This is a genomic window from Mesotoga sp. HF07.pep.5.2.highcov, from assembly GCF_003666285.1.
Lineage (GTDB): Bacteria > Thermotogota > Thermotogae > Petrotogales > Kosmotogaceae > Mesotoga > Mesotoga prima.
The window spans coordinates 1-20,669 of record NZ_JFHJ01000308.1 but is presented as its reverse complement, the minus strand read 5'-3'; the positions used below and the strand labels follow the sequence as shown (position 1 = coordinate 20,669).

Below are 20,669 nucleotides of genomic sequence, written 5' to 3'. Positions count from 1 at the left end.
AGACTGTTGGCGGGTCTTTTGTTTGTTTCCAAAGGATAGACTATGATAGTATAGTTTTCTTATGTTAGATGGGAGGGGTATGATTTGAGCGACAGATATCTCACGATTGAAGAGCAGCTTTCGCTTCCGATCGTAAACAATCCGGTAATTTCGCCCGATGGAAAGAAACTTGCCTATATACTGAAGCGCGCCGACTGGAACACAAACAAGTATTTGCAAACAGTTGTGGTTTATGATGCAGCAATTAAGACCGCTCTGCATGTCTCGAACGATGAGTTCGACTGCTCTCTTCCCGACTGGTCTCCCGATTCGAGTAAACTTGCATTTCTCCAGAAGACCGGCGGCGAAAACAAGAACGACGTCATGATCTTCGATTTCGAAGAGAAGCGAACGTTCAAGCTGCTGACTTTCGAAAACGACATAAGCCAGGTAAAGTGGAGCAGAAAGAACGACGGGCTTTACCTGGTTGCCGCCTCTCCTGAAAGCGATGAACTGAAAAAGAGGAAGGAGAACTACGGCGAATTCGAATACATAGACGAGGAACCGAAAAACAGCTCTCTTTTCTTCATTCATCTCTCACGAGCGATGAAGGAGTATTCTTCGAGGTTCGAACTGCCCAAGGATATGAGATCTGAAGAGACCCTTTTCGACAAACTGACAGATGAGAAGGAATTCCATGTTTCTTCGATCTCTCTTTCTCCGGACGGTAACTACGTGGCACTCATGGCTCCGCCGACAAGCGACGTCAACGATTTCGATGAAGCCAAGGTCATGCTTATGGACAGCGAAAGAAAACTGAAAGAACTACCCTTTAAGCATCCGAGAGGCTTCGCCTTCTCTCCTGACTCGAAGGAACTCGCTGTCGTGGTGCCAGATGGAGAAGACCCCTGGATGGATAACGGTGCTATCGAGATTGTGGATCTCTCCAATCTCTCAAAAGAGCGGATCAACGTCGAAGACGATCTGAACGTTGAACTGGTCTCCTGGACAGAGAGGGGCTTCTTCGTCAGCTGGATAGAGAATAGCACAATGAGCCTCGGCCTGCTGGATATGAATGGCCATCTCGAACGTCTGACAGATCAGGACGAGATGATCCTGGCCTGCAGCGTTACCTATGATGGTAAACATATAGCGACTGCGATGGGGACCAATGCGGAGCCTCTTGAAATCTATTTAGATGGAAAGAAGATAACGGAGATCGCCGTTTCCTACCCGGAGAGAAAAAGGGTGAAGAAGGAACGGATCTCCTGGAAAAGCTACGACGGTACTGAGATCCACGGCGTTCTCAACCTTCCAGAAGATTTCGACAGCTCCAAGAGATACCCGCTCGTAGTGCTTGTACACGGCGGTCCGACATGGACTGCCCTAGCGGCGATGATCACGAGCAGCTACTATCCTGTGGAGCAGCTTGTGCCCAAAGGAGTGCTCGTACTTGAGCCGAATTACCGGGGCAGCGAAGGCTACGGAAGAGACTTCAGGAAGCTGAATTACAGAAACCTGGGTATTGGAGATTACGAAGACGTGGTTAGTGGCGTCGATCATCTTATCGAAAAAGGTTTCGTGGATGAAGACCTCGTTGGAGTCATGGGATGGAGCCAGGGAGGTTACATCTCGGCCTTCTGTGCGACTTACGGGAACAGATTCAAAGCCGCTTCGGTGGGAGCTGGGATATCCAACTGGGTGACCTATCACGTTAACACCGATATTCATCAATTCTGTCACCGCTACCTCGGCAACAACCCCTGGGAAGATCCTCAGATATACGAGCTGACATCGCCGATGACTTACATTAAGAATGCTTCGACACCAACCCTCATACAACACGGCGGCTCGGACACCAGGGTTCCACCACCGAACGCCTTCGAACTTTATCAGGGGTTGAGAGAGATGAACGTTCCCGTAAGGCTGGTTATCTACAAGGGCATGGGGCACGTCGCAGACAAGCCCGGTCTCCATAGAGCGATAATGAGACAGAATCTCGCCTGGTTCAGCCACTATCTTCTCGGCGAACCGCTTGAAGAGGCGTTAATGCTTAAACAGTCAGAGATTGAGAAGACCGAAGAGAAGTAACCAGTAGAATTACTTATTATAGTTGTTTTATTTGATTTCGAATCGAAAATACGCCGGCTGGTCGAAATTATTAAAAGTAAAGTCCTGAAAGCAGCCAATTTTGATGCAAAAAGAGATTTCGGAATCTACTAGCGCGATCGGCAAGAGAGGTGAACTCGTGAAGATCTTCAAGAACGGAAATCTCATGGCGGTTACCGATGAAAGAGGGGTTATAGACTGTGAGAGCGAAAAGGCGTCAGGCCTTTATCTGGAAGATACCCGCTTCATATCCAGAATGACTCTGAAAGCCTCGATTTACCTCAAGAGACTCCATGTAGATTTCTCATGGGACCGAATAGAAGCCCGCTATCTGGGGAGATCAAGACCCGACGTTTCTAACTTCGACATCTTCCTATCTGAAACCCTCCGTGTGGAAGGAAACACGTTGTACGCAGAAGTGACGGTAAGAAACTATTCGCTTGAAGAGGTTCAGCTGACTTTCGATTACGAAATCAGCTGCGCCTTTGAAGATATCTTCACGATAAGGGGAGAGAACGATGCTTACAGTGGGCTGGAAACATCCAGAACGGTATCGGCTTCTTCACTCAACAGCCTCGAGTATGAAAGCGACTTCGAAAAGGATGTCATAGAAAACTCGCTACCCTCGCTCTCTCTAAAGCTCAGGCCGGGGCAAAGCGGGACGGCCTCGGGTAAACTGAGATTGAGCAAGGTAGTGAAGAAAGAAGAGATCTTCAAGGATATGCTTTCAGAGAGACCTGTGGGGAATCTCCAGTTTACTAGGAACGTTAATCAAATAGGCGAAAGGGAAATTGGAGATCTGAAGATACTTATGATTCCGACGGTCTATGGTGATTTTCCGGGCGCAGGACTTCCATGGTACGCCACCGTCTTCGGAAGAGACAGTTTAATCTTCGGACTCCAGACGGTCGATCTTCTTCCAGAGATCACGAGGAACATACTGAAGATCCATTCTCTTCTCCAGAGTTGTGAAGAAGAGACTCATTCCGAGGCTCAGCCGGGAAAGATTGTCCACGAGACCCGCCTGAACGAGCTTTCTCTGTCAGGAAGATTGCCTTTCGAAAGATACTACGGAACGATCGATGCGACCCTTCTCTTCATAATGCTATCTCACAGGTACTACCGGCAGACAGGCGACCTTGACTTCATTAAATTCATCGAGAAAAACACCATTGCAGCCGCAAAGTGGATCGACGAATATGCCGACCCCGATAACGACGGATATGTCGAATTTGCTCCTTCTGGCGGTGGACTCGTGAATCAGGGCTGGAAGGATTCTGCCGATTCGGTGAACTTTGCCGACGGCAGGCTTGCCGAACCGCCCCTTGCCCTCGTAGAGGTTCAGGGCTATTTGTACGATGCTTTCAAATGCCTCGAGAAGCTCATGGTTCTCTTTGATAAACGAGAGATGGCCTCTCTTTATGCTTCGAAAGCGGCAACTTTGAAGATCAATTTCAACCGTGATTTCTGGCTCGAAAATGAGAGCTACTTTGCTACGGCTCTCGACAAGAACAAAACTCCGGTAGATTCGATAACCTCTAACCCCGGACATTGCCTTATGACTGGAATAGTGGACGAAGACAAAGCAGATGCTCTGGCAGATAGACTCTTCTCAGAGGATATGTACACAGGCTGGGGAATAAGAACTCTCTCGAGCAAGATGAAGCGCTACAATCCCTTCTCGTACCATAACGGAAGCGTCTGGCCGCACGACAACTCGCTGATTATGCTTGGGCTTATCAGTTACGGCTTTTCCGAAAAGACAAAGAGGCTCGCCTCAGATCTCTTGAGAGCGAAGGAAAAGTATCGTGACAATCGCCTCCCCGAACTCTTCAGCGGTCTCTCCTCATCTGAAACAGCCGGGAGTCTTTTGGAATATCCCGCAAGTTGTTCCCCTCAGCTCTGGTCAATTGGAACGCTCTTTGTGATTTCAAGTGTTGTGGCGCCTGATTTAGACTGAAATGAATCTCTAGAAATTCGAAACTTCTAAAATCATTCTGGATATCGAGTTAACTCAAGAAAACATGATAGTCTTCGTTAGCTGTAGAGGCTTTTGTTCGGAAGATATTTCATCTCGGAGCTTTAAAAAGTTTCGTTATACCACTTACGCTTTCCAGTCCTCTTTTCTTAGAGACAAAAGAATTAATCGGGATCTATGCCCTTTGATTGCCATAGAGCTTTTCACAACTATGATAACGACCTTCAGTCTTGCTTATCTGATTTGTCGCTGTCATCCAGTCGAGACGAACCGTCGGTAGATTCTTCGCTTTCTTTTCTCAGCCGCTTTGCCTTCGCTTTTGCTTTCTTTGCGCTCTTTTCTTTTACCTTATCGTACATTTCTCTTATCCAGACATCGACGGGCGCCTTCCACTTCTCGGCCTTGCTCGGTATGTTCTTTATCATAGTCCTTGGATTTATACCTAGTTCCTTCGCCATTCGTATCGTTTCGTCACCGACCTTGCATCTCTTCTTGACTTCTTTCCATTCTTCTTCTCTTTTGTTGTTGGCCATAATTGCTCCTGGGGTTGTTTTTAATTCAAGAATCGGTCATGAGTATATCTCGGTAATGTATTCTTTAGTATCTGCTGCCTAATGCAACTTGAATAATCTCGGCTCTTCAGAAAATAATTCCCGATTTCCGGTGTGTAAGAGCAATTCTTTAACCGACAAGGCTAGTCTAGCACACGAAGCTTTCGACAAGTAAAACCACCTGAAAAAGAAACTCTTATAGAACCATCTTCGCACCCAATGTGAATCCGTACCAACAACGAATACACGTGTGAAGAAGCCACAGACTCGAAGTGATCTGAGAAAACGTCTTCTGAATTGGCAGAGACTATGCCAGAAGGATCAATTCAGAAATCTTTTCCGAACGAACCAGAATCCTTGAAAGCCATTCTTAGCTAATGGTTTCACACCTCTGTGAAAGTTTTCTCGTAAGCGGCGCGATTTGATTTTTTATTGTAATCTTTGTAAACTAATAATATATGGCATATGAATTGGGCAATAACTGACAACTAGTTAGAATATGCAGGTTTTTAGGTGTTTAGCAATGACTCGCAAAGAATTCGAATTTTTCACTTATCTGAATACTACTTCTTGTAGTATCTTGAATCCCCTGGGACTTTGTCTCAGCTTCTGCAAGGATCATTGGAGCTCCTGGGCGGGAATATGCTTTGTTAAGGACAACGACGACTACGCTGTCGTCTATTATCGATAGTTGAAATCATTCTGTTCGATTTGTCATGACAGTTCAGAGAATTGATATTCCATGTAGTAAATCTATTCACGGAGGTAACGGATGATAGAGAAACAAGAAGCTCAGCAAATTCTGGAGAAAATGCTTGGAAAAGGGGTGTCATTCAGACCAGATCAGTGGGAAGCAATCAACGCAGTTGTCAACGAACACCGGAAGGTTCTTCTTGTTCAGAAAACAGGCTGGGGAAAGAGTATAACATACTTTCTTTCTGCATACTTTCTGAGGAAAGAATCAAAGGCTGTAGTATTGCTTGTAAGTCCGTTGTTATCATTGATGAGAAATCAGATCGACATGGCCAAGAGAATCGGAATCATCGCAGAAACTGTAAATAGTACGAATTCAACTGAATGGGAAGAGATTATTGAAAGAACAAGAAAAAATGAAGTAGATATACTCCTCATTTCACCAGAAAGACTAGGGAATAAAGGTTTTCTTGAGAAATTCGTCTCGTTCAATATAGGACTTCTTGTAGTCGATGAAGTACACTGCATATCGGATTGGGGTCATGACTTCAGGCCAGACTATCGAAGAATTGTGCGTATAGTTTCAAATCTTCCGAAGGGAGCCCCATTGTTAGGAACAACAGCTACTGCCAACGACAGAGTAGTGAGAGACATTGAAGAGCAGTTCGGCAAAGATCTTCTTACCATTAGAGGTCCACTGAAGCGAGAAAGCTTGAAACTTCAGGCGGTGAGACTTGCAGATCAGTCTGAAAGGCTGGCATGGCTTGCTGAGAACTTACCCAGCATTCCAGGATCAGGAATCATCTATTGTCTGACGAAGATTGACTGTGAAAGAGTCGCCAGATGGCTCAAAGATAACAATATAAATGCATCTGCATATCATGCGCAAATGAATAACGAAAGAAAAGAAGAGCTGGAAAAACTGCTGATGAAAAACGAGGTAAAAGCTTTGGTTAGTACGGTGGCTTTGGGTATGGGATATGATAAACCGGACATTGGTTTCGTGATTCATTTTCAAACTCCATCGTCGATAGTAGCCTACTATCAGCAAATCGGGAGGGCAGGAAGATCAGTAGATTCTGCAGAGGTTATTCTTCTAGGAGGTAAGGAAGACGATGATATTCACGATTACTTCTTTGAAAATGCTTTTCCTGAAAGGGCGGTCATTGAAACGCTAGTAGAATTGATTGGGCAGTTTCCAAGAAGTAAAGCCGAGATAATGAGATCAATAAACGCTAAAATATCGGAAATCGAGAAGTGTCTTAAGATTCTTGAAATCGATGGCATTATTACCAGAAATGGCTCCAGATACATCAGGACTGCAAACAGGTGGAGTCCTAACAGTGAAAGGTGGGAGGAAATAATTCATCAGAGAAAACAAGAGTACAAGGATGTGAAGGCATTGTTTGAATTGAAAGGATGCCTTATGAAGTACGTCGTCAGTAAGCTTGATGATTATCTCAGTGAAGATTGCGGTAGATGCTGCAACTGTGCGGGGGATTTTCGACCCAGGGCTACAAACCATCAGCTCGTTCAGAAAGCCTCAAAGTTTCTTAAGAATAGATTTGTGAGAATTGAGCCAAGGAAAAGATTCCCTCATCGATTTGAAAACATCATTCAAATACCGGAACCCTTCAGATGTGAGGTTGGTTATTCGTTGAGCATTTATGGTGATGCCGGTTGGGGTAGAATGGTTAAGGAGGACAAATACGAAAGGGGACATTTTAGAAGTGAATTGGTAGCCGCTTCTAAGGAGTTGATTACCGATTACTGGTCGCCTGAACCGTTTCCAGAAATTGTTGTGTCCGTTCCGTCTCTCAGGCGTCCCTATCTGGTCTCTAGATTTGCGGAAGCTTTGGCTAAAGAGATTGGTCTGAGTTACATACCGGATTGTGTAGTGAAGAAAAAGGAAACACATGAACAAAAGGCCATGAAAAACTCATCTATGCAGTTTGAAAATGTACTCTCCGCTTTTGATGTTTCTCTTGACCTTGGGGGTAAAAGAGTCCTCCTTGTTGATGACCTGGTCGATTCGAGATGGACATTTACGGTAATAGCTTATCTGCTGAAGAAGAAAAACGCCGGTGCGGTTTATCCCTTTGCTCTATCAGCTTCGTGGGAAGGTGGTTATGATGACGACGAGTCATGATTACATATCTGACAGACATTCGATAATGCTCCTTACAATTAGATTTGATGCAGAGCGGAACGATGATCTCAAACCTCTCAACTTGAAGAATTTCAACATCCTTGCCAGGCGCATTGCCTCTTCTGCAGTTTCGAGGCCTTCCAAACTCCTGGAACTTAGCGAATCAGAGATCGGCGAGCAGCTTGAGATAGACGAAAAATCTGCGAAGCTTATAGCTGGCCTTTTGAGTAGGAAGCACTCTCTCGCGATTGAGCTTTCAAATCTCGAAGAAAAAGGCATTCGTGCGATATCGCGTGCAGAACCGGAGTACCCTAGCAAACTGCTGGATAAGCTCAAGCATCTTGCGCCGCCATTGATTTTTTACGCGGGAGACCTTTCAATACTAAACAATAAGGCGATTTCAATCGTAGGTTCCAGAAGAACCTCTCAGTCTTTGCTTGATCAAGCTCATCTCTTGGGAGAAAAATGTGCCCAGTCAGGTGTAACAGTAGTTTCCGGTGCTGCAAAAGGTGTTGATATGTACGCTATGATGGGATCGCTTCAGAACGGAGGTCTTGCTGCCGGTATTGTAGCTGATTCTCTCAAGAGTTTCATAATAAAGGATGAGATCTCCAGATTTGTTAGGGATGGTCGCCTCGTATTGCTGTCAGCGTTCCCTCCTTGGGAGAAATTCACTGTTTGGAGGGCAATGGATAGAAACAAATATATCTATTCGCTTTCCGACTTTGGCATAGTTGTACGAAGTGATCTGGAAAAGGGTGGGACTTGGTCAGGGGCTACAGAATGCATTGAAAAGAATTACTGCGCACTGTTTGTGCTTGACCTCGGTAAGGAAGAAAGAGGAAACGCAAAGCTAATAAATATGAGAGGGATACCGCTTGACATTGATATGATCTCCCGGGAGCCCGACATATACCGTTTGTTATCCGGCATGATCGAAAGAGACAGTGAAGAGGAGCCGTTCATTGGTCAAAATGTGAAACAGCTTCCGCTTTGGTTCTGAGAGCTTTCTATCCTTGGTCTGATAATTAATGGAACTCCTTTCTGTGACCTCAGCCTCATACTCTGGACTCTTTTAGCAGGCTATTTCGAAGAGTTCGACATCATTTAGATAAACAAGACACATGAGTTCGTTTCCCAGAAAGGGCTATGGAGTTTGTGAAGATTGTAAGCGTGTCACTAGGTGTTAAGCCAGGTTTCGAAGTAGGTTGGACACTCTTTTACTTCAAGCTTGGAAACGTTTTCACGCTGTTTGCCTGTCAGTTTTTAGACTTCAGCGAATGAAAAGAAAGAGCGATGGAACTGGTATGAAATTAATGGTTGAGATCTAAGTGAGATTTTTTTGGGGGCAAGGATAGGAGTCTCATCCTATTTGCTGATATAGCATAGTAAGCAGTGAATCATATTGATAATGCCCAAGGACAAAGAGATAGATAATCATCTCTTTCTTTCAATTATCTAGCTAGTTTGGCTATTTTCAGATCTTCTGCTGTCAAATCTTGGATGTAACAACCGGTATTCGAATGCCCTGTTCGAAACTCTCTTGGCGTTAATGTAGCTAAGAGAATGCCAGTACCATGGATAAGGATGGAGTAGAATACAGCAGTGAAAGAGAGGTAATTGCAGAGAGCAGAGGAGAACACTCCAAACTGGAGGCGAAAAGAGATGGACAATCTAAGAATGTACGGTGACCCTCCATTCAGAGTTGTCGTCGCCCATGGAGCACCTGAAAGCACTTCTGATTTCCTTCAAATCTCAAAGACCAGCGTAGAGATAGAACCCCTTGTTTTTTTCCTGAGATGATCTTGAACCAAACGGCTGCAATCTCTTGCGGGAGCTGTTTGATAGTCTAGAAAAGCGAGTCTCAAATTTCACAGCAACCTGTCTAAAGCCTGTCCAAAAGGCAGAGACTGAAAATCAAGAAGTATTACGACTAAACTCTACCAAGGGAAAGCCTCCATCTTTGTCGAGAAGCACATGTACTAATGACTCCATAGTTAAATCAACTCAAATAGGTGCTTTCTTTTTGTCTGTTTTTTCAGTATATCCTTTCTAAGCTTTTATCGACTAAAGCTTCAACATCGTCAAGTGATACGTTGATCGTAGCAGAACCTGACTCTATCGAAGCTTTGCCAACCGCTATCGCAACTCTGCGGGCGATTCCTGGTTCGAAGACTTTCGGGAGTATATTGTCAGCGGATAGCTTGTCGTCGCTGACGGCATCAGCGAGCGCATCAGTGGCAGCAAGCTTCATGGATTCGTTGATTTCTCTGGATCTGACGTCTAGCGCTCCTCTGAATATGCCTGGGAAAGCGAGGACGTTATTTATCTGGTTCGAAAAATCCGATCTTCCAGTTGCAACAATCTTTGCCCCAGCTTCTTTTGCAATGTCGGGCATAATCTCGGGAACTGGATTTGCTAAAGCGAAGACAATGGCCTTTTCCGACATTGATTTTATCATCTCAGCTGAAACGATACCTCCAACCGAAGTGCCAATAAAAACATCGGCGCCCTTCACAGCCTTTGCCAGGTCACCAGAGAGGTTGTCTGGATTGATTTCCTGGACAATCTCACGATGAAATTCATTCAAGAGCGTCCTGGGATCGTTTTTGTTAAGAACACCGTTTCTGTCAACTGCAATGATGTCTCTTACGCCGGCCGCGAGCAACATCTTGATCGTTGCTCCACCAGCGGCTCCAATCCCAACCATTGCGACTCTCAGGTTTTCCATCTTCTTATTTACTATCTTCAGAGCATTTCGCAATGCGGCAGTGGCTACGATTGCCGCTCCGTGTTGGTCGTCATGGAAGACCGGTATGTCGAGCCTTCGCTGAAGCTCTTGTTCAATGTAGAAGCACTTTGGAGAGGAGATATCTTCGAGGTTTATTCCGCCAAACGTGGGAGACAGAGCCTGAACGAAGGCAATTATCTCATCGGGTTGATGGACGTTTACACAGAGAGGAAAGGCATCCACATTTCCGAATTCTTTGAATAACAGAGCTTTGCCTTCCATGACAGGCAGACCGGCCTCAGGGCCAATGTCTCCAAGACCGAGAACGGCTGTTCCGTCCGAAATAACTGCGACATAGTTCCATTTGTTGGTATACTCGTAGGCTAACTCATTATTCTCGTTTATGATTCTACAGACGTCTGCAACTCCGGGAGTATAGGCAAGTGACATAGCTTCATGCTATCCACACGAACTCTACTTCTCACCTCAAGTTTTCCTCGCAGTTCTTTATGGAGTCTCAGTGCTTCTTCGTTCAAGCTGATCACCTTCTATTCAAAGCAAAAACATCGTTTCCAAGGGAGTCGATAGCAACATACAGTGGGAAATCTTTAACCTGGACTCTGAATATCGCTTCAGTACCGAGATCCTCAAAAGCCAAGACAGTCAAATCGGATATCCTACTGGCCAGAGCGGCGGCGGCACCACTGGGAGCGAGAAAGTAGCCTCTCTTGTAATCCCTGCAAAGCGTTGCAGCCAATGGTCCCCTTTTTCCCTTGCCTATTGTTGCTAAAACGCCTTTCATATATAGCATCTCTAGAAATGAATCCATCCTACTGGAAGTAGTAGGACCTATGGCGCCGAAAGAAACTTTCGTTGGTTTTGCCGGTCCCGCATAGAAAACTATTGCACTATTTAGAGAAACTGGTATTTCTTCATTTTCTTCAATCATCTTTTTTAGCCTTTTCTGTGCGGCGTCTCTCATTACAAGAAACTCGCCTGAATAGAGAAGTTCATCTCCAGCGCGCAGTTCTTCGATCTTCAAGGATTATTCTCCCCTTTCTGGCGATAAAACAGTCCGTTGCAAGCCCAATCGGTATTGTTGCGATGTGCGTAGGGTAAGTCTCAATATGCACCGAGTAAGCAGTTATCCCTTTTCCCAAACCCTGATAACCAATTCTCAGATCGTTGACATCTTTCAGAATTCTTTCTTCCAGAGCTGCATATTCCTTGTCGCAATGTTTTTCATTAATAGATTTGGTAAGCGCAAGCTTAGCAAGAACCATGGCTTTGTCTGAACTTCCACCTATCCCTATTCCAATTTTTAGTGGAGGGCAACCTCTAGCCCCACTCTCTCTTATTGATTCAACGACTGTGTGGACCACCTCATCCACAGTCGAAGCGGGATTAAGCATGAAAAGTCTAGAAAGGTTCTCGCTTCCTCCTCCTTTTACAAGAAAGCGTATTTCCAGTTTATTCCCCCTTACAGGAAAGAGATGGCAAATGGCTGGAGAGTTGTCTCCAGTATTCTCTCTCTTCAAAAGAGGATCGGACACCACAGAGTATCTAAAAGGTTCGCTGGTATAAACCTTCTTGACTGTCAGATTCAACGTTTCAACAATCGGTTCTTCCAGCGTTACTTCGTTTCCCTGAAAGACGAAAAACTCTAGAAAACCTGTATCCTGACAAATGGGGAGCCCCATTGCTTTTGCATCTTCTGCATTTTCCTTCAGCACTCCTGAAAAAGGTCCTTCGTAGAGATCAAGCAGTTTCACAATTTCGGGATCAATCTCCGTATTTGCCCTCGAAATTGCTTCTCCAAGCACCCCAGTTATTTCTTCAGCCGAAATCAAAGCTTCACCCCGTCAACCAAGACCATTGAACTCTACCGATAGACGTTTCTCGCTCTCTGCAATGTCTTCTACTAGTTTCCACAGGGAGTCTGCAATTGCTTCAGTCCTTTCTTCTATCGAATGAATGAGACTTTCCATAGCAGAAGCAGACGGTCCTCCGGGGATTTCACGTATCTGCACAAAATGCTTGGGAGAAAGAATGCTTTCTAGTTCCGAATCGCTCATGTTCAATACTCTCCCCACAAGCTCGGAGAACTTTCTGCGTAAAGCCTCAAAAGAGTATCCCGATTTCACGTAAGCGCTCGTAACAGTGTGAGCCGTCCTGAAAGAAATCGCTTCTCTCCTTACTAGTTCATCAGCCAGTTCCGTAGTCGTTGTTCCCGTAGAGATTGCTATATGATTAACTTTTTGCTCATCGACAGAAGCCTTCAGGAGCGTTTCTTCCAATAACTCCAGAAGACCGGAAAACGTTTCATAACCTCTGGTGAAGCTGGTTACAGGAGCGTCAGCCACCTCATTAACATCCTGATAGGGAACGTTGTGGAAGAGATCTATAAGGCTCTGGAAATCACCGGCTGCCATTCCGGATTGGATTCTGATATGTTCGATAATGACTGGATTCCTCTTTTGTGGCATTATGCTGGAAACCTGCACGAGTTCATCGGGAAATCTTAGCATTCCTACTTCGCAAGAAGCTTTGTGACCCATGTCAGCCATAAGACGCGTTATGTCATTAAGAATGCTTTTCAACCACATTGATGGATAGGTTAGCCAGTGGGAGGTTACGATTGCCTGGTAAGAGTTCGGTACCGGTCTGTCGAAACCAAGCAGATCAGAAACCAGCTGTCGGTCAATATTGAATCCAGTGGTTGTAATTGCCGCTGCTCCAAGAGGGCATTGATTTACGACTTTCATGGAGGCGTGCAATCCCTCCAGTCCTTCGAGAAACTCCAGAAGGAAAGATGAAAGATAGTGGGCAAGAGTCGATACCTGCGCGGGCTGTCCATGTGTGTACAGAACCAGGAGTTGCTCTCTAGACCTCTTTATCTTATCAATAAGAGTTCTAGTAATAGATAGCATCTGTTTCATAAGTGAAATCATCAGCTTTCTCACGTACAATCTGAAAACTGTCGCATCCATGTCATTCCGACTTCTGGCCGTGTGGAGTGATCCAGCCTTTTCTCCGATAAGAAGTTCCAACTGCTTCTCATAGAAGAAGAAGAGATCCTCGACTCCTTCAGGGATTTCTTCGGGTATCTTCAATGTAGAATCCAGTTCGATAATCGCCCTTTTCAGAGCAGAGGCAGTGTTCGAATCAACTATTCCTTGCCTTGCAAGCATGACCAAATGGGCCTTGTTTTGCTTCCTGAACTCATCAAGAAGAGATGTCGCCCAGTGCTTGTAAGATCTTCCGAGAACGTACTTCGTGTAAATCGGAGAAAATCTCATACTACCTCCCGTTTAGAAGGTCGTCTATGTTGCCAAAGACCACTCTGTCGATTTCATCATCTGAATATCCTACGTTTATCATGGCCTTGTACTGTTCGTCAAAATAAGATTTCGCATAGCCCCTTGGGAAATAGCTAGAGTCTGTTCCAAATATGATTCTTCGGGGACCTATAGTCTCTCTATATTTTCTGAAAAGCATCTCAAGATTTACTTCGTAAGGCATCCATTTCATCCACTGGTTCGATCCGCTGGTGTCGATGTACACGTTGGGACAGGCCCAGCAGAGATTCAGGGTTTCAAAGACGTATCCACAACCGAAATGTGGCACTATTATTCTCATGTTGGGAAAGCTCTTTGCCACATCGTGAATTATCAGCGGATTGATATTCACATGGTTAGCAATTCCGCCAGCTGAGCCCATAATACCGAAATGAATCAAAACAGGTATGTTTTCTCCCTGAGCTACTTCCCAAACAGGGTAGAGTTCCTTGCTGTCCAGGGGAGTATCCACTGCCGGCCCAAGTATCTTATACCCTTTGAGTCCCTGCTCTCTTATAGATTTCTCAAGTAGGGTAGGAGCCTCTTTCAGAGAGGGATCGTGATGAGCATAGCCATAAAACCTGTCGGGATGAGCTTTGACTATCTCCGACATGACTTCATTTCCACCAGAAGTGACAAAGACTACCGAGATATCGTACTTGGTCGCCTCTTTGTACCATCGCTCTACCAGTTCATCTTGAGAGGCAAGTGGTTCCGCTCTATCAAACTGCCAAGCCTTTCTCCAGCGAGCTTGTTCTTGCATAACCCAAGGGTGAACATCACCCTTGGGCCTTCCGAAGAGATCTGGAGAAGGAAAATGAACGTGAGAATCAATAATCCTCATGACAATCACCCTTTCAATCCCGACATAGCAATTCCCTTCACAATTTGCTTTTGGAAAATTATGAAGAAGATTATCAAAGGAATAGTTGAAACAGCAGCTCCAGTCATAATCAACTCCCAACTGGTTAGGTTCTCACTTGAGAAATAAGACAAACCAACTGGAAGAGTATACATCTTCGGTGTTTGGGCAACTATCAAAGGCCAAAGAAAAGCATTCCAGTTGCCTATGAAATTGAAGATCGCCAGTGTCGCGAGAGCCGGTTTGACAAGTGGCATGACTATTCTCATAAATATTCCAAATTCGGAAACCCCGTCGATTCTCGCGGCGTCCAGTAGATCGTTTGGTATTGTCGTCATGAACTGCTTCATTAGAAAGACACCGAAAGCACTTATCATACCCGGAAACATTATGCTCCAGTAGGTCTCCATCCACCTCAATTGTCTAACCATTATGTACCAGGGAATCACTAACATTTCGGTAGGAATCATTAGTGTGCTAAGAATCAGAATGAATATGATGTTCTTTCCCGGAAAATTGTACTTGGCGAGTGTATAACCCACCAGCGAATCAAAGAAGAGAACAGAAATTGTTGTTACCACAGCTACGATCATGCTGTTCAAAAACCATCTCGGAAACATAGAATAGTTGAAAATGAACTCGTAGTTTTCCAGAGTTGGTTCTGTTGGTATCACCGTCATTTCATAGATCTCTTCGGTTGACTTGAAAGAAGAGGAAAACATCCACACGAAGGGAAAAACCATCACAATGGCAAAGATCGTTAGAAATATATAGGCAAAAATACTTGTTTTCCTGTATGCCCTAGTCATGCATAACCACCCACCAATCAGTATTGGACTCGCTTATTCAATACCAGTAGTTGTATCAGGGTAATGCCCATAATGATCATAAAAAGTATAACAGTCGCACTAGAAGCGAGACCCATATCAAAAGATCTGAAGGCTTTCTGATATATGTACAGTACCAAGGGTTTTGTCGAGTTCAAGGGACCGCCGGATCCTTGATCGGTCATGTTGTAAACCTGCGTGAAGATCCTCAGAAATGTAATGCTCTGTGTAACTACAAGAAAAACTGTAATCGGGTTTAGAAGAGGCAATGTGATTTTGAAGAAAGATTGCTTCGAAGTTGCTCCATCAATTTTGGCGGCTTCTATGTACTCTTGAGGTATCGTTTGCAGGCCGGCGAGATAGATAATGATGCAATATCCCAGATTTACCCAAACTGTCGTAACAACAATTGCCGGCAGAGACTGATTCATACTGCTCAAAAAGGGTTGTGCGTCAAGGCCGAAGGCCATAAGAAGATTGTTTAATATTCCTGCCGGTGGCCGCTGATAGATCCATCTCCAAACCCAACTTACTGCCACAAGTGGTGTGATATAGGGCATCACGTACAACAAACGGTAAAACCACTGCAGATGTCGAACCCTGTTCAGCGTAGTGGCCAAAAAGAGGGACAGGACTATGACGAGAGGTACACCGTAAGTCACGTATTTAAGGGTATTCCAGAGAGAAGTCACGAACACTTTATCTTTGAAAAGCTTCACGAAATTGTCGAACCCAACGAAATCTTTATTTGGTGAAATTAGCTTCCAGTTTGTGAAACTCAACCAGAAGGTATATATCATCGGATAGAAACGCACAACAATATAGAAAACCAATGGGATAGCCAGGAAAACATAAGCTGTAAGGATTCTCTTCTGACTTATCTTCATTCTTTACCCCCAAAGAGAACGGCCGTGGCTATGCCACGGCCACCTGCTCTTCAAATTACTCTACCCTGGACCAGAACTCGTCTATTATTGCTTGATCTTCAACTGCAGCTTCTTCGAAAGCCTTAACAGGATCCATACCCTGTATCCATACCTTGTCTACAGCATCCATCAGGACCTGGCGTTGTCCGCTTTCGTCAACGAAGAAAGTCGCATGGGCGTACTCGAGACCCTTGAGGAACGGTCCGTATTCGGGATGATCATAATAAGCGGCTGCGACATTCGGGTTGGCGGGAAGCTCGCCGACCTGTTCAAGCCAGAGCTTCTGAGCATATTCTGAGGTTATGAATTTCAGGAACTTGATCGAAGCATCCAGCTTTTCGCCGGTTGCATTGGTAGTTATGGCGTGCGCCCAGAAAGATGCGAAGTTAGACTTCACTCCGTTCATCGATGGAAGCTCCGTAACTCCCCAGTTGAGGTTCTCAAGAGGTCTGAAAGTTCCAAGCCTGAAAGAGCCGTCGATCGTCATTGCTGCTTTGAGAGATCTGAAGGCCGTTACATCGTCGTTCAGGAATCCCGGATAACCGACCTTATCTTCCGTTATCAGGTCGGTATATACCTTCAGAGTGTCGGGTGCAGTCAGGGAGTAGAGAACCGTTCTATTGTCAGCACTGTAGGGTGTTCCACCGAGCTGTCTGACAAGGACTTCTCTAATCCACTGGTGACCCTGACCGGATGGCTGCATTGTCAGACCTTCCTGAATTATGTTGCCCTTGTCGTCGTACTTCGTGAGCTTCTTTGCAAATTCGACCATCTCGGCGAAAGTCGTTGGCGGAGACTCCGGATCGAGACCAGCCTCTGCAAACAGATCCTTGTTCCAGAAGAGTGCTAGAGATCTTACGGCCGTTGGAAGGGCATAGGGAACTCCGTCAAACTCAATTCCTTTGGATACGAAAGGAAAAAACTGACTGCTAAGATATTCAGGGGAAAATTCGCTTTCAGGAAGAGGAACTAGATATCCTGAAGTAACGTAAAGTGGAATCCATCCGTAGAAAAGAGTAAGAACATCAGGCCCGACTCCGGCAGGAACAGACACCGCGACCTTCTCGTTGAAATTCTCGTAGGGGAAAGTAACGTGCTCTACTTCGATCCCAGGATTCTGCTTTTCGAACTCTTCGATAAGCTGATCTACGAGTTTCACTTTTGTTTCGTAGTAGTACTGCCAGAAGGTAATCTTCACTGCGCCAGCAAAACTGGCGAAGACAACCAAACTTACCAGAAGAAACAACAATGCTCTTTTCATTTGCCCACCTCCAAAATAGTGATGTTGCTCATACTTCCATGAAGACCTTTCTTTGAACATTGCACACAGCGCCTAACGAAACCCCTAGTTCGCCCAACTCTCCACGCTTGAAAGTAACGCGCTCAAGTATTTCAGGAGGAACGGTCCTCTTTAGTACCGGCATTATTAAACTGACTATCCTATCGTATTGGTTGTAACCAATTCCACCGGTTATGACAACAACATCTGGATCAAGCAGTGTGATGACATTCGCGATAACCACGCTAAGGTGCTCACAAGCAACCGTAACTATCTCTCTGAATCTCGGATTTGTGTCTGAATGATCAAACATCTGTGCGACCGACGGTTCGTTTTCAAACTCCGAAAGAAGCTTTTCAAAGGCGTATCCCGAGAACCAGCTTTCAAGGCTTCCAAACACAAAGCTCAGATTCTTCTCTCTGCTCCAGTCGGTTATCATATACCCTATCTCTCCAGCAACTCCGCTTGATCCTTCGTAAAGCTCGTTGTTTATGATTAATCCAGCACCTGTTCCTGTACCAAGTGCTGTCAGAAAGACATTTCTGCATCCCTTTGCAGCTCCAGCCCACAACTCACCGAGAGCGTTAAGTGTCACGTCATTCGAAACAAATGTTGGAACTTCGAATCTCTTTTCGATATAATCACGCAAATTCACTTTTCGGAGCCCAAATGCGGGCATATAAAAAATCAATCCACTCTCAGGATCTACAGTTCCTGGAACACCGAGTCCGATTCCCATTACTTTCGAGACTGGGACTTTCATTACCTGAGATATCGCCATTTCCACAATCTCTAGAAATGTCTTCTCATTTGAAATAGATTTAGTAGAGAATCTTACCTTCTCAACAATATTTCCATCAAGATCCGAGAGTATAGAGATCAGTTTGTTACCTCCGACATCTACGCCAACCACGTACTTGTAAGTGGGAACGAAAGATAACAGCATGGGCTTCTTCCCGCCGCGATTTGAACTTTCTCCTTCTTTTACTTCAACTACTGAACCCTGAGAGATGAAATTGTTCACAATTACTGACACTACAGGTTTGCTCAAACCACTCTTTCTGGCTATATCTGCTCTGGAGACCAGACCCTCATCTCTAACGATTCGCATTATTTTTTCTTCAGTTTCGCGCAAGCATCGACTCAATGGAATCACCTTTGCTTCGTTAAGTAGGCTAACTTACTAACATTATACTTCATGACTCTCTTCTCTTATAAACAGGGATACTGGCGAGCTGAGCTTAATACAGATTGTGAAGGACGAAGGGAATCAATTATCGTCAGTTTTCTCAATATTTGATAGTTCATAGAACCGGGGACCTTTGGGGCCCCCGGATTCTCTAATTGCCTCACTTTACCTTTGGTAAACTCAACATATTCGAGAAGACTCTATATCCACCCGGCACAAGATAATCAAGCTGTCTGTACCATACGAGCGCGGTGTAGATGTACGTCCCCTCTCCGTAGTTTGCAATCAATAGTGATCCTGGCATGATATCCTCGCCGGGATCATCGGTGTCAATTAATGGAGTGAACTCAGGTGCCCATTTGTTCGGGAAGTAGAGACCTCTCTCCTGTTTCCAGCCCTCCCAGTCTGAATCTCCGATTACATTTGGCCAGTTGAAAATTGGGTGATCTGGAACAAGTATTTTCATCTCGGCTTCCTCGACTGTGACTCTGTTTCTACTAATAGTAAAGTCGTAGGGTGCCCAGCTGCCACTGTATTCGCCTGTCTTATGATACTGAACGATCAGGTTACCACCACTGAATACGTACTCATTAAGCCTTGCAGAGTTCGCCTCAATATCCGGTCTTGCTGTAGCTGCTCTCGTACCTATGACGATAGTGTCGTATTGACTTAGATCACCAGCGGCAAGGTCAGCAGGGCTCAATTCGGTGACATCTACTCCCATCTGTCTGAGGTACACAGTATTGATATCCAGCCCACCATCCACATAACCAACTTTTAGATCGGCAGCAACTTTCACATCGATAACTGCAACATTGAAGACCGAAGGCTTGTAGAGATATTTCGTTTCGATGTGAGGATATGCGATGATCTGGTACCCTTGATTGAATACCTTACCATCAACTATGGTTTCTACAACAATCTCGGATTGGCCAAGAGGTGCGTTGGCAGGAATCATGAAATCAATCTCTAAAGTTGTTGATTCATTCTCACGCCCAAGAACGAACGACGTATCTTCTGTAACTAACTCCCATCCAGCCGGGAGGTCAAGAACTACTTCTCCAGAAATCTCATTTGCAGTATTGTTCTGAACCTTGACAGCAATTGATCTTACGATTGAAGATGAACTCGCTGGAGCCATCAACCTTTCAGGTTCTGTGGATATCGAAACCTGAGGCACCACTCTAGCATCTGCAACTGCCTCGGCCAATACAGATGTTCCCGATACTTCCCATTCAGCAAATCCGGTGATTGGATTCTCATCAAAAGCATCAGTGTAGGGAGCATCTTCCGCGACAGTAACCGTAAAAACCGCCTCACAACTTTGGTTGAAAGCTACGTCCTCAAATACTTCTCCTCCAACTACCGTCCAACCCTTCGGTACGTCTAGACCCAGTTTTACTGAATCGACATTCTGACCACCTAGATTCCAGAAGGACACTGTAACCTCAAATGTTTGTCCAGGAACTATGGCTAAGTCTTCTGCTTCTACAACTACTCTCGTTGAGAAAAGCTCGTTACAAGCAGCGACAAAATCCTCTTCCTTCATTGCAAGTCTCTCAAGTAGGAGTGCTTTATCGTTTCTGGTTAGATCAGCTTCCTGTGCAAAAGCAATTATTTCCCTAACTAAGCCCAATCCTTCAAGAAGCTCTTCACCGACCGAAAGAGGATTCATCGCGTCAAATCCCGCGACTATAGCGTTTGCAATTCCGTTCAATTCCAGCAACATCCCATCGAGATCAGAGATCAAAGCTGGTCCTCCTTCGATTCCATTTGATATCGCTTTCAAAGAGGTGTCAATGTTATCAAGAAGCGAAGTCTCTTCAGTTCCAACGGTGCTTCTAAGCAAGACGTATCTGGAGAAGGCATCTCCGAGACTTCCGAGACTTCCTGACATTCCCTGGCACTTGTGGCTTCCCCTAGCAATAGAACCGATTTGTGAAGCGGAATAACCAAGGATGTAGTTGTATTCTCCAGTGTTGATGCTTATACCACCGGAACCAGCCTGGTAGAACTTTGGAACGTCCCAAACCTGTAATCCTTCTTCCAGTTGTTCGG

General features: G+C 45.0%; 16 protein-coding genes and 1 pseudogene. 6 read left to right on the top strand and 11 right to left on the bottom strand.

Translation table 11 applies throughout. The features are described from left to right. The first annotated feature begins 84 nt into the window (after positions 1 to 84). The gene (locus tag BG32_RS06845) at positions 85 to 2,070 is read left to right on the top strand and encodes a S9 family peptidase (protein ID WP_099771727.1); all 1,986 of its coding nucleotides are present in this window, start codon (positions 85 to 87) and stop codon (positions 2,068 to 2,070) included. Positions 2,071 to 2,227: 157 nt separating this feature from the next. Further along, on the top strand, positions 2,228 to 4,048 hold the full coding sequence (locus BG32_RS06840; protein WP_257211919.1) for an MGH1-like glycoside hydrolase domain-containing protein: 1,821 nt from the start codon (positions 2,228 to 2,230) through the stop codon (positions 4,046 to 4,048). A 242-nt stretch (positions 4,049 to 4,290) separates the two neighbouring features. Here BG32_RS06840 and BG32_RS06835 read toward each other — a convergent pair whose 3' ends face one another. Next, positions 4,291 to 4,599, bottom strand: a complete 309-nt coding sequence (locus tag BG32_RS06835; protein ID WP_099771726.1) for a hypothetical protein — start codon at positions 4,597 to 4,599, stop codon at positions 4,291 to 4,293. 790 nt (positions 4,600 to 5,389) lie between these two features. On the opposite strand from BG32_RS06835, the gene BG32_RS06830 reads away from it, so the two are divergent. The 4 genes from BG32_RS06830 to BG32_RS15565 all read left to right on the top strand — a co-directional run bounded on the left by BG32_RS06830 (position 5,390) and on the right by BG32_RS15565 (position 9,262). Next, entirely contained in the window at positions 5,390 to 7,459 is a 2,070-nt protein-coding gene (locus BG32_RS06830) for a RecQ family ATP-dependent DNA helicase (RefSeq protein WP_099771725.1), read from the top strand. After that, positions 7,440 to 8,462 carry a DNA-processing protein DprA gene (locus BG32_RS06825; protein WP_099771724.1) on the top strand — a complete coding sequence of 341 codons (1,023 nt, stop codon included), beginning with the start codon at positions 7,440 to 7,442 and terminating at the stop codon, positions 8,460 to 8,462. The genes BG32_RS06830 and BG32_RS06825 overlap by 20 nt, the downstream gene beginning before the upstream one ends. A 155-nt stretch (positions 8,463 to 8,617) precedes the next feature. After that, positions 8,618 to 8,743 carry a hypothetical protein gene (locus BG32_RS16365; RefSeq protein WP_259459574.1) on the top strand — a complete coding sequence of 42 codons (126 nt, stop codon included), beginning with the start codon at positions 8,618 to 8,620 and terminating at the stop codon, positions 8,741 to 8,743. A 381-nt stretch (positions 8,744 to 9,124) separates the two neighbouring features. Next, the gene (locus BG32_RS15565; protein WP_180274825.1) at positions 9,125 to 9,262 is read left to right on the top strand and encodes a hypothetical protein; all 138 of its coding nucleotides are present in this window, start codon (positions 9,125 to 9,127) and stop codon (positions 9,260 to 9,262) included. A gap of 235 nt (positions 9,263 to 9,497) precedes the next feature. Here the strand turns inward: BG32_RS15565 and BG32_RS06815 are convergent. From BG32_RS06815 to BG32_RS06770, 10 genes and pseudogenes are all read right to left on the bottom strand, one after another. Further along, a pseudogene (locus BG32_RS06815) lies at positions 9,498 to 10,732 on the bottom strand (NADP-dependent malic enzyme). Beyond that, on the bottom strand, positions 10,732 to 11,232 hold the full coding sequence (locus BG32_RS06810; RefSeq protein WP_099771721.1) for a FumA C-terminus/TtdB family hydratase beta subunit: 501 nt from the start codon (positions 11,230 to 11,232) through the stop codon (positions 10,732 to 10,734). The pseudogene BG32_RS06815 and the gene BG32_RS06810 overlap by 1 nt, the downstream one beginning before the upstream one ends. Next, entirely contained in the window at positions 11,201 to 12,040 is an 840-nt protein-coding gene (locus BG32_RS06805) for a fumarate hydratase (RefSeq protein ID WP_099771720.1), read from the bottom strand. Before BG32_RS06805 ends, BG32_RS06810 begins: the two co-directional genes overlap by 32 nt. Before the next feature lie 12 nt (positions 12,041 to 12,052). After that, complete coding sequence (locus BG32_RS06800; protein WP_099771719.1) at positions 12,053 to 13,489, bottom strand: lyase family protein; 1,437 nt, start codon at positions 13,487 to 13,489, stop codon at positions 12,053 to 12,055. A 1-nt stretch (position 13,490) separates the two neighbouring features. Continuing rightward, the gene (locus BG32_RS06795) at positions 13,491 to 14,372 is read right to left on the bottom strand and encodes an amidohydrolase family protein (protein ID WP_099771735.1); all 882 of its coding nucleotides are present in this window, start codon (positions 14,370 to 14,372) and stop codon (positions 13,491 to 13,493) included. Between the two features lie 5 nt (positions 14,373 to 14,377). Then, the gene (locus BG32_RS06790; RefSeq protein ID WP_099771718.1) at positions 14,378 to 15,199 is read right to left on the bottom strand and encodes a carbohydrate ABC transporter permease; all 822 of its coding nucleotides are present in this window, start codon (positions 15,197 to 15,199) and stop codon (positions 14,378 to 14,380) included. A 17-nt stretch (positions 15,200 to 15,216) separates the two neighbouring features. Further along, a complete protein-coding gene (locus tag BG32_RS06785; RefSeq protein WP_099771717.1) occupies positions 15,217 to 16,104 on the bottom strand; it encodes a carbohydrate ABC transporter permease in 888 nt (295 codons plus the stop codon). Between the two features lie 55 nt (positions 16,105 to 16,159). After that, positions 16,160 to 17,404, bottom strand: a complete 1,245-nt coding sequence (locus BG32_RS06780) for an extracellular solute-binding protein (RefSeq protein ID WP_099771716.1) — start codon at positions 17,402 to 17,404, stop codon at positions 16,160 to 16,162. 28 nt (positions 17,405 to 17,432) lie between these two features. Beyond that, positions 17,433 to 18,578: an ROK family transcriptional regulator gene (locus BG32_RS06775; RefSeq protein WP_257211918.1), complete on the bottom strand. Its 1,146-nt coding sequence runs from the start codon at positions 18,576 to 18,578 to the stop codon at positions 17,433 to 17,435. Between the two features lie 193 nt (positions 18,579 to 18,771). Beyond that, on the bottom strand, positions 18,772 to 20,669 hold a 1,898-nt coding region (locus tag BG32_RS06770), incomplete at its 5' end, for an NEW3 domain-containing protein (protein ID WP_121526597.1).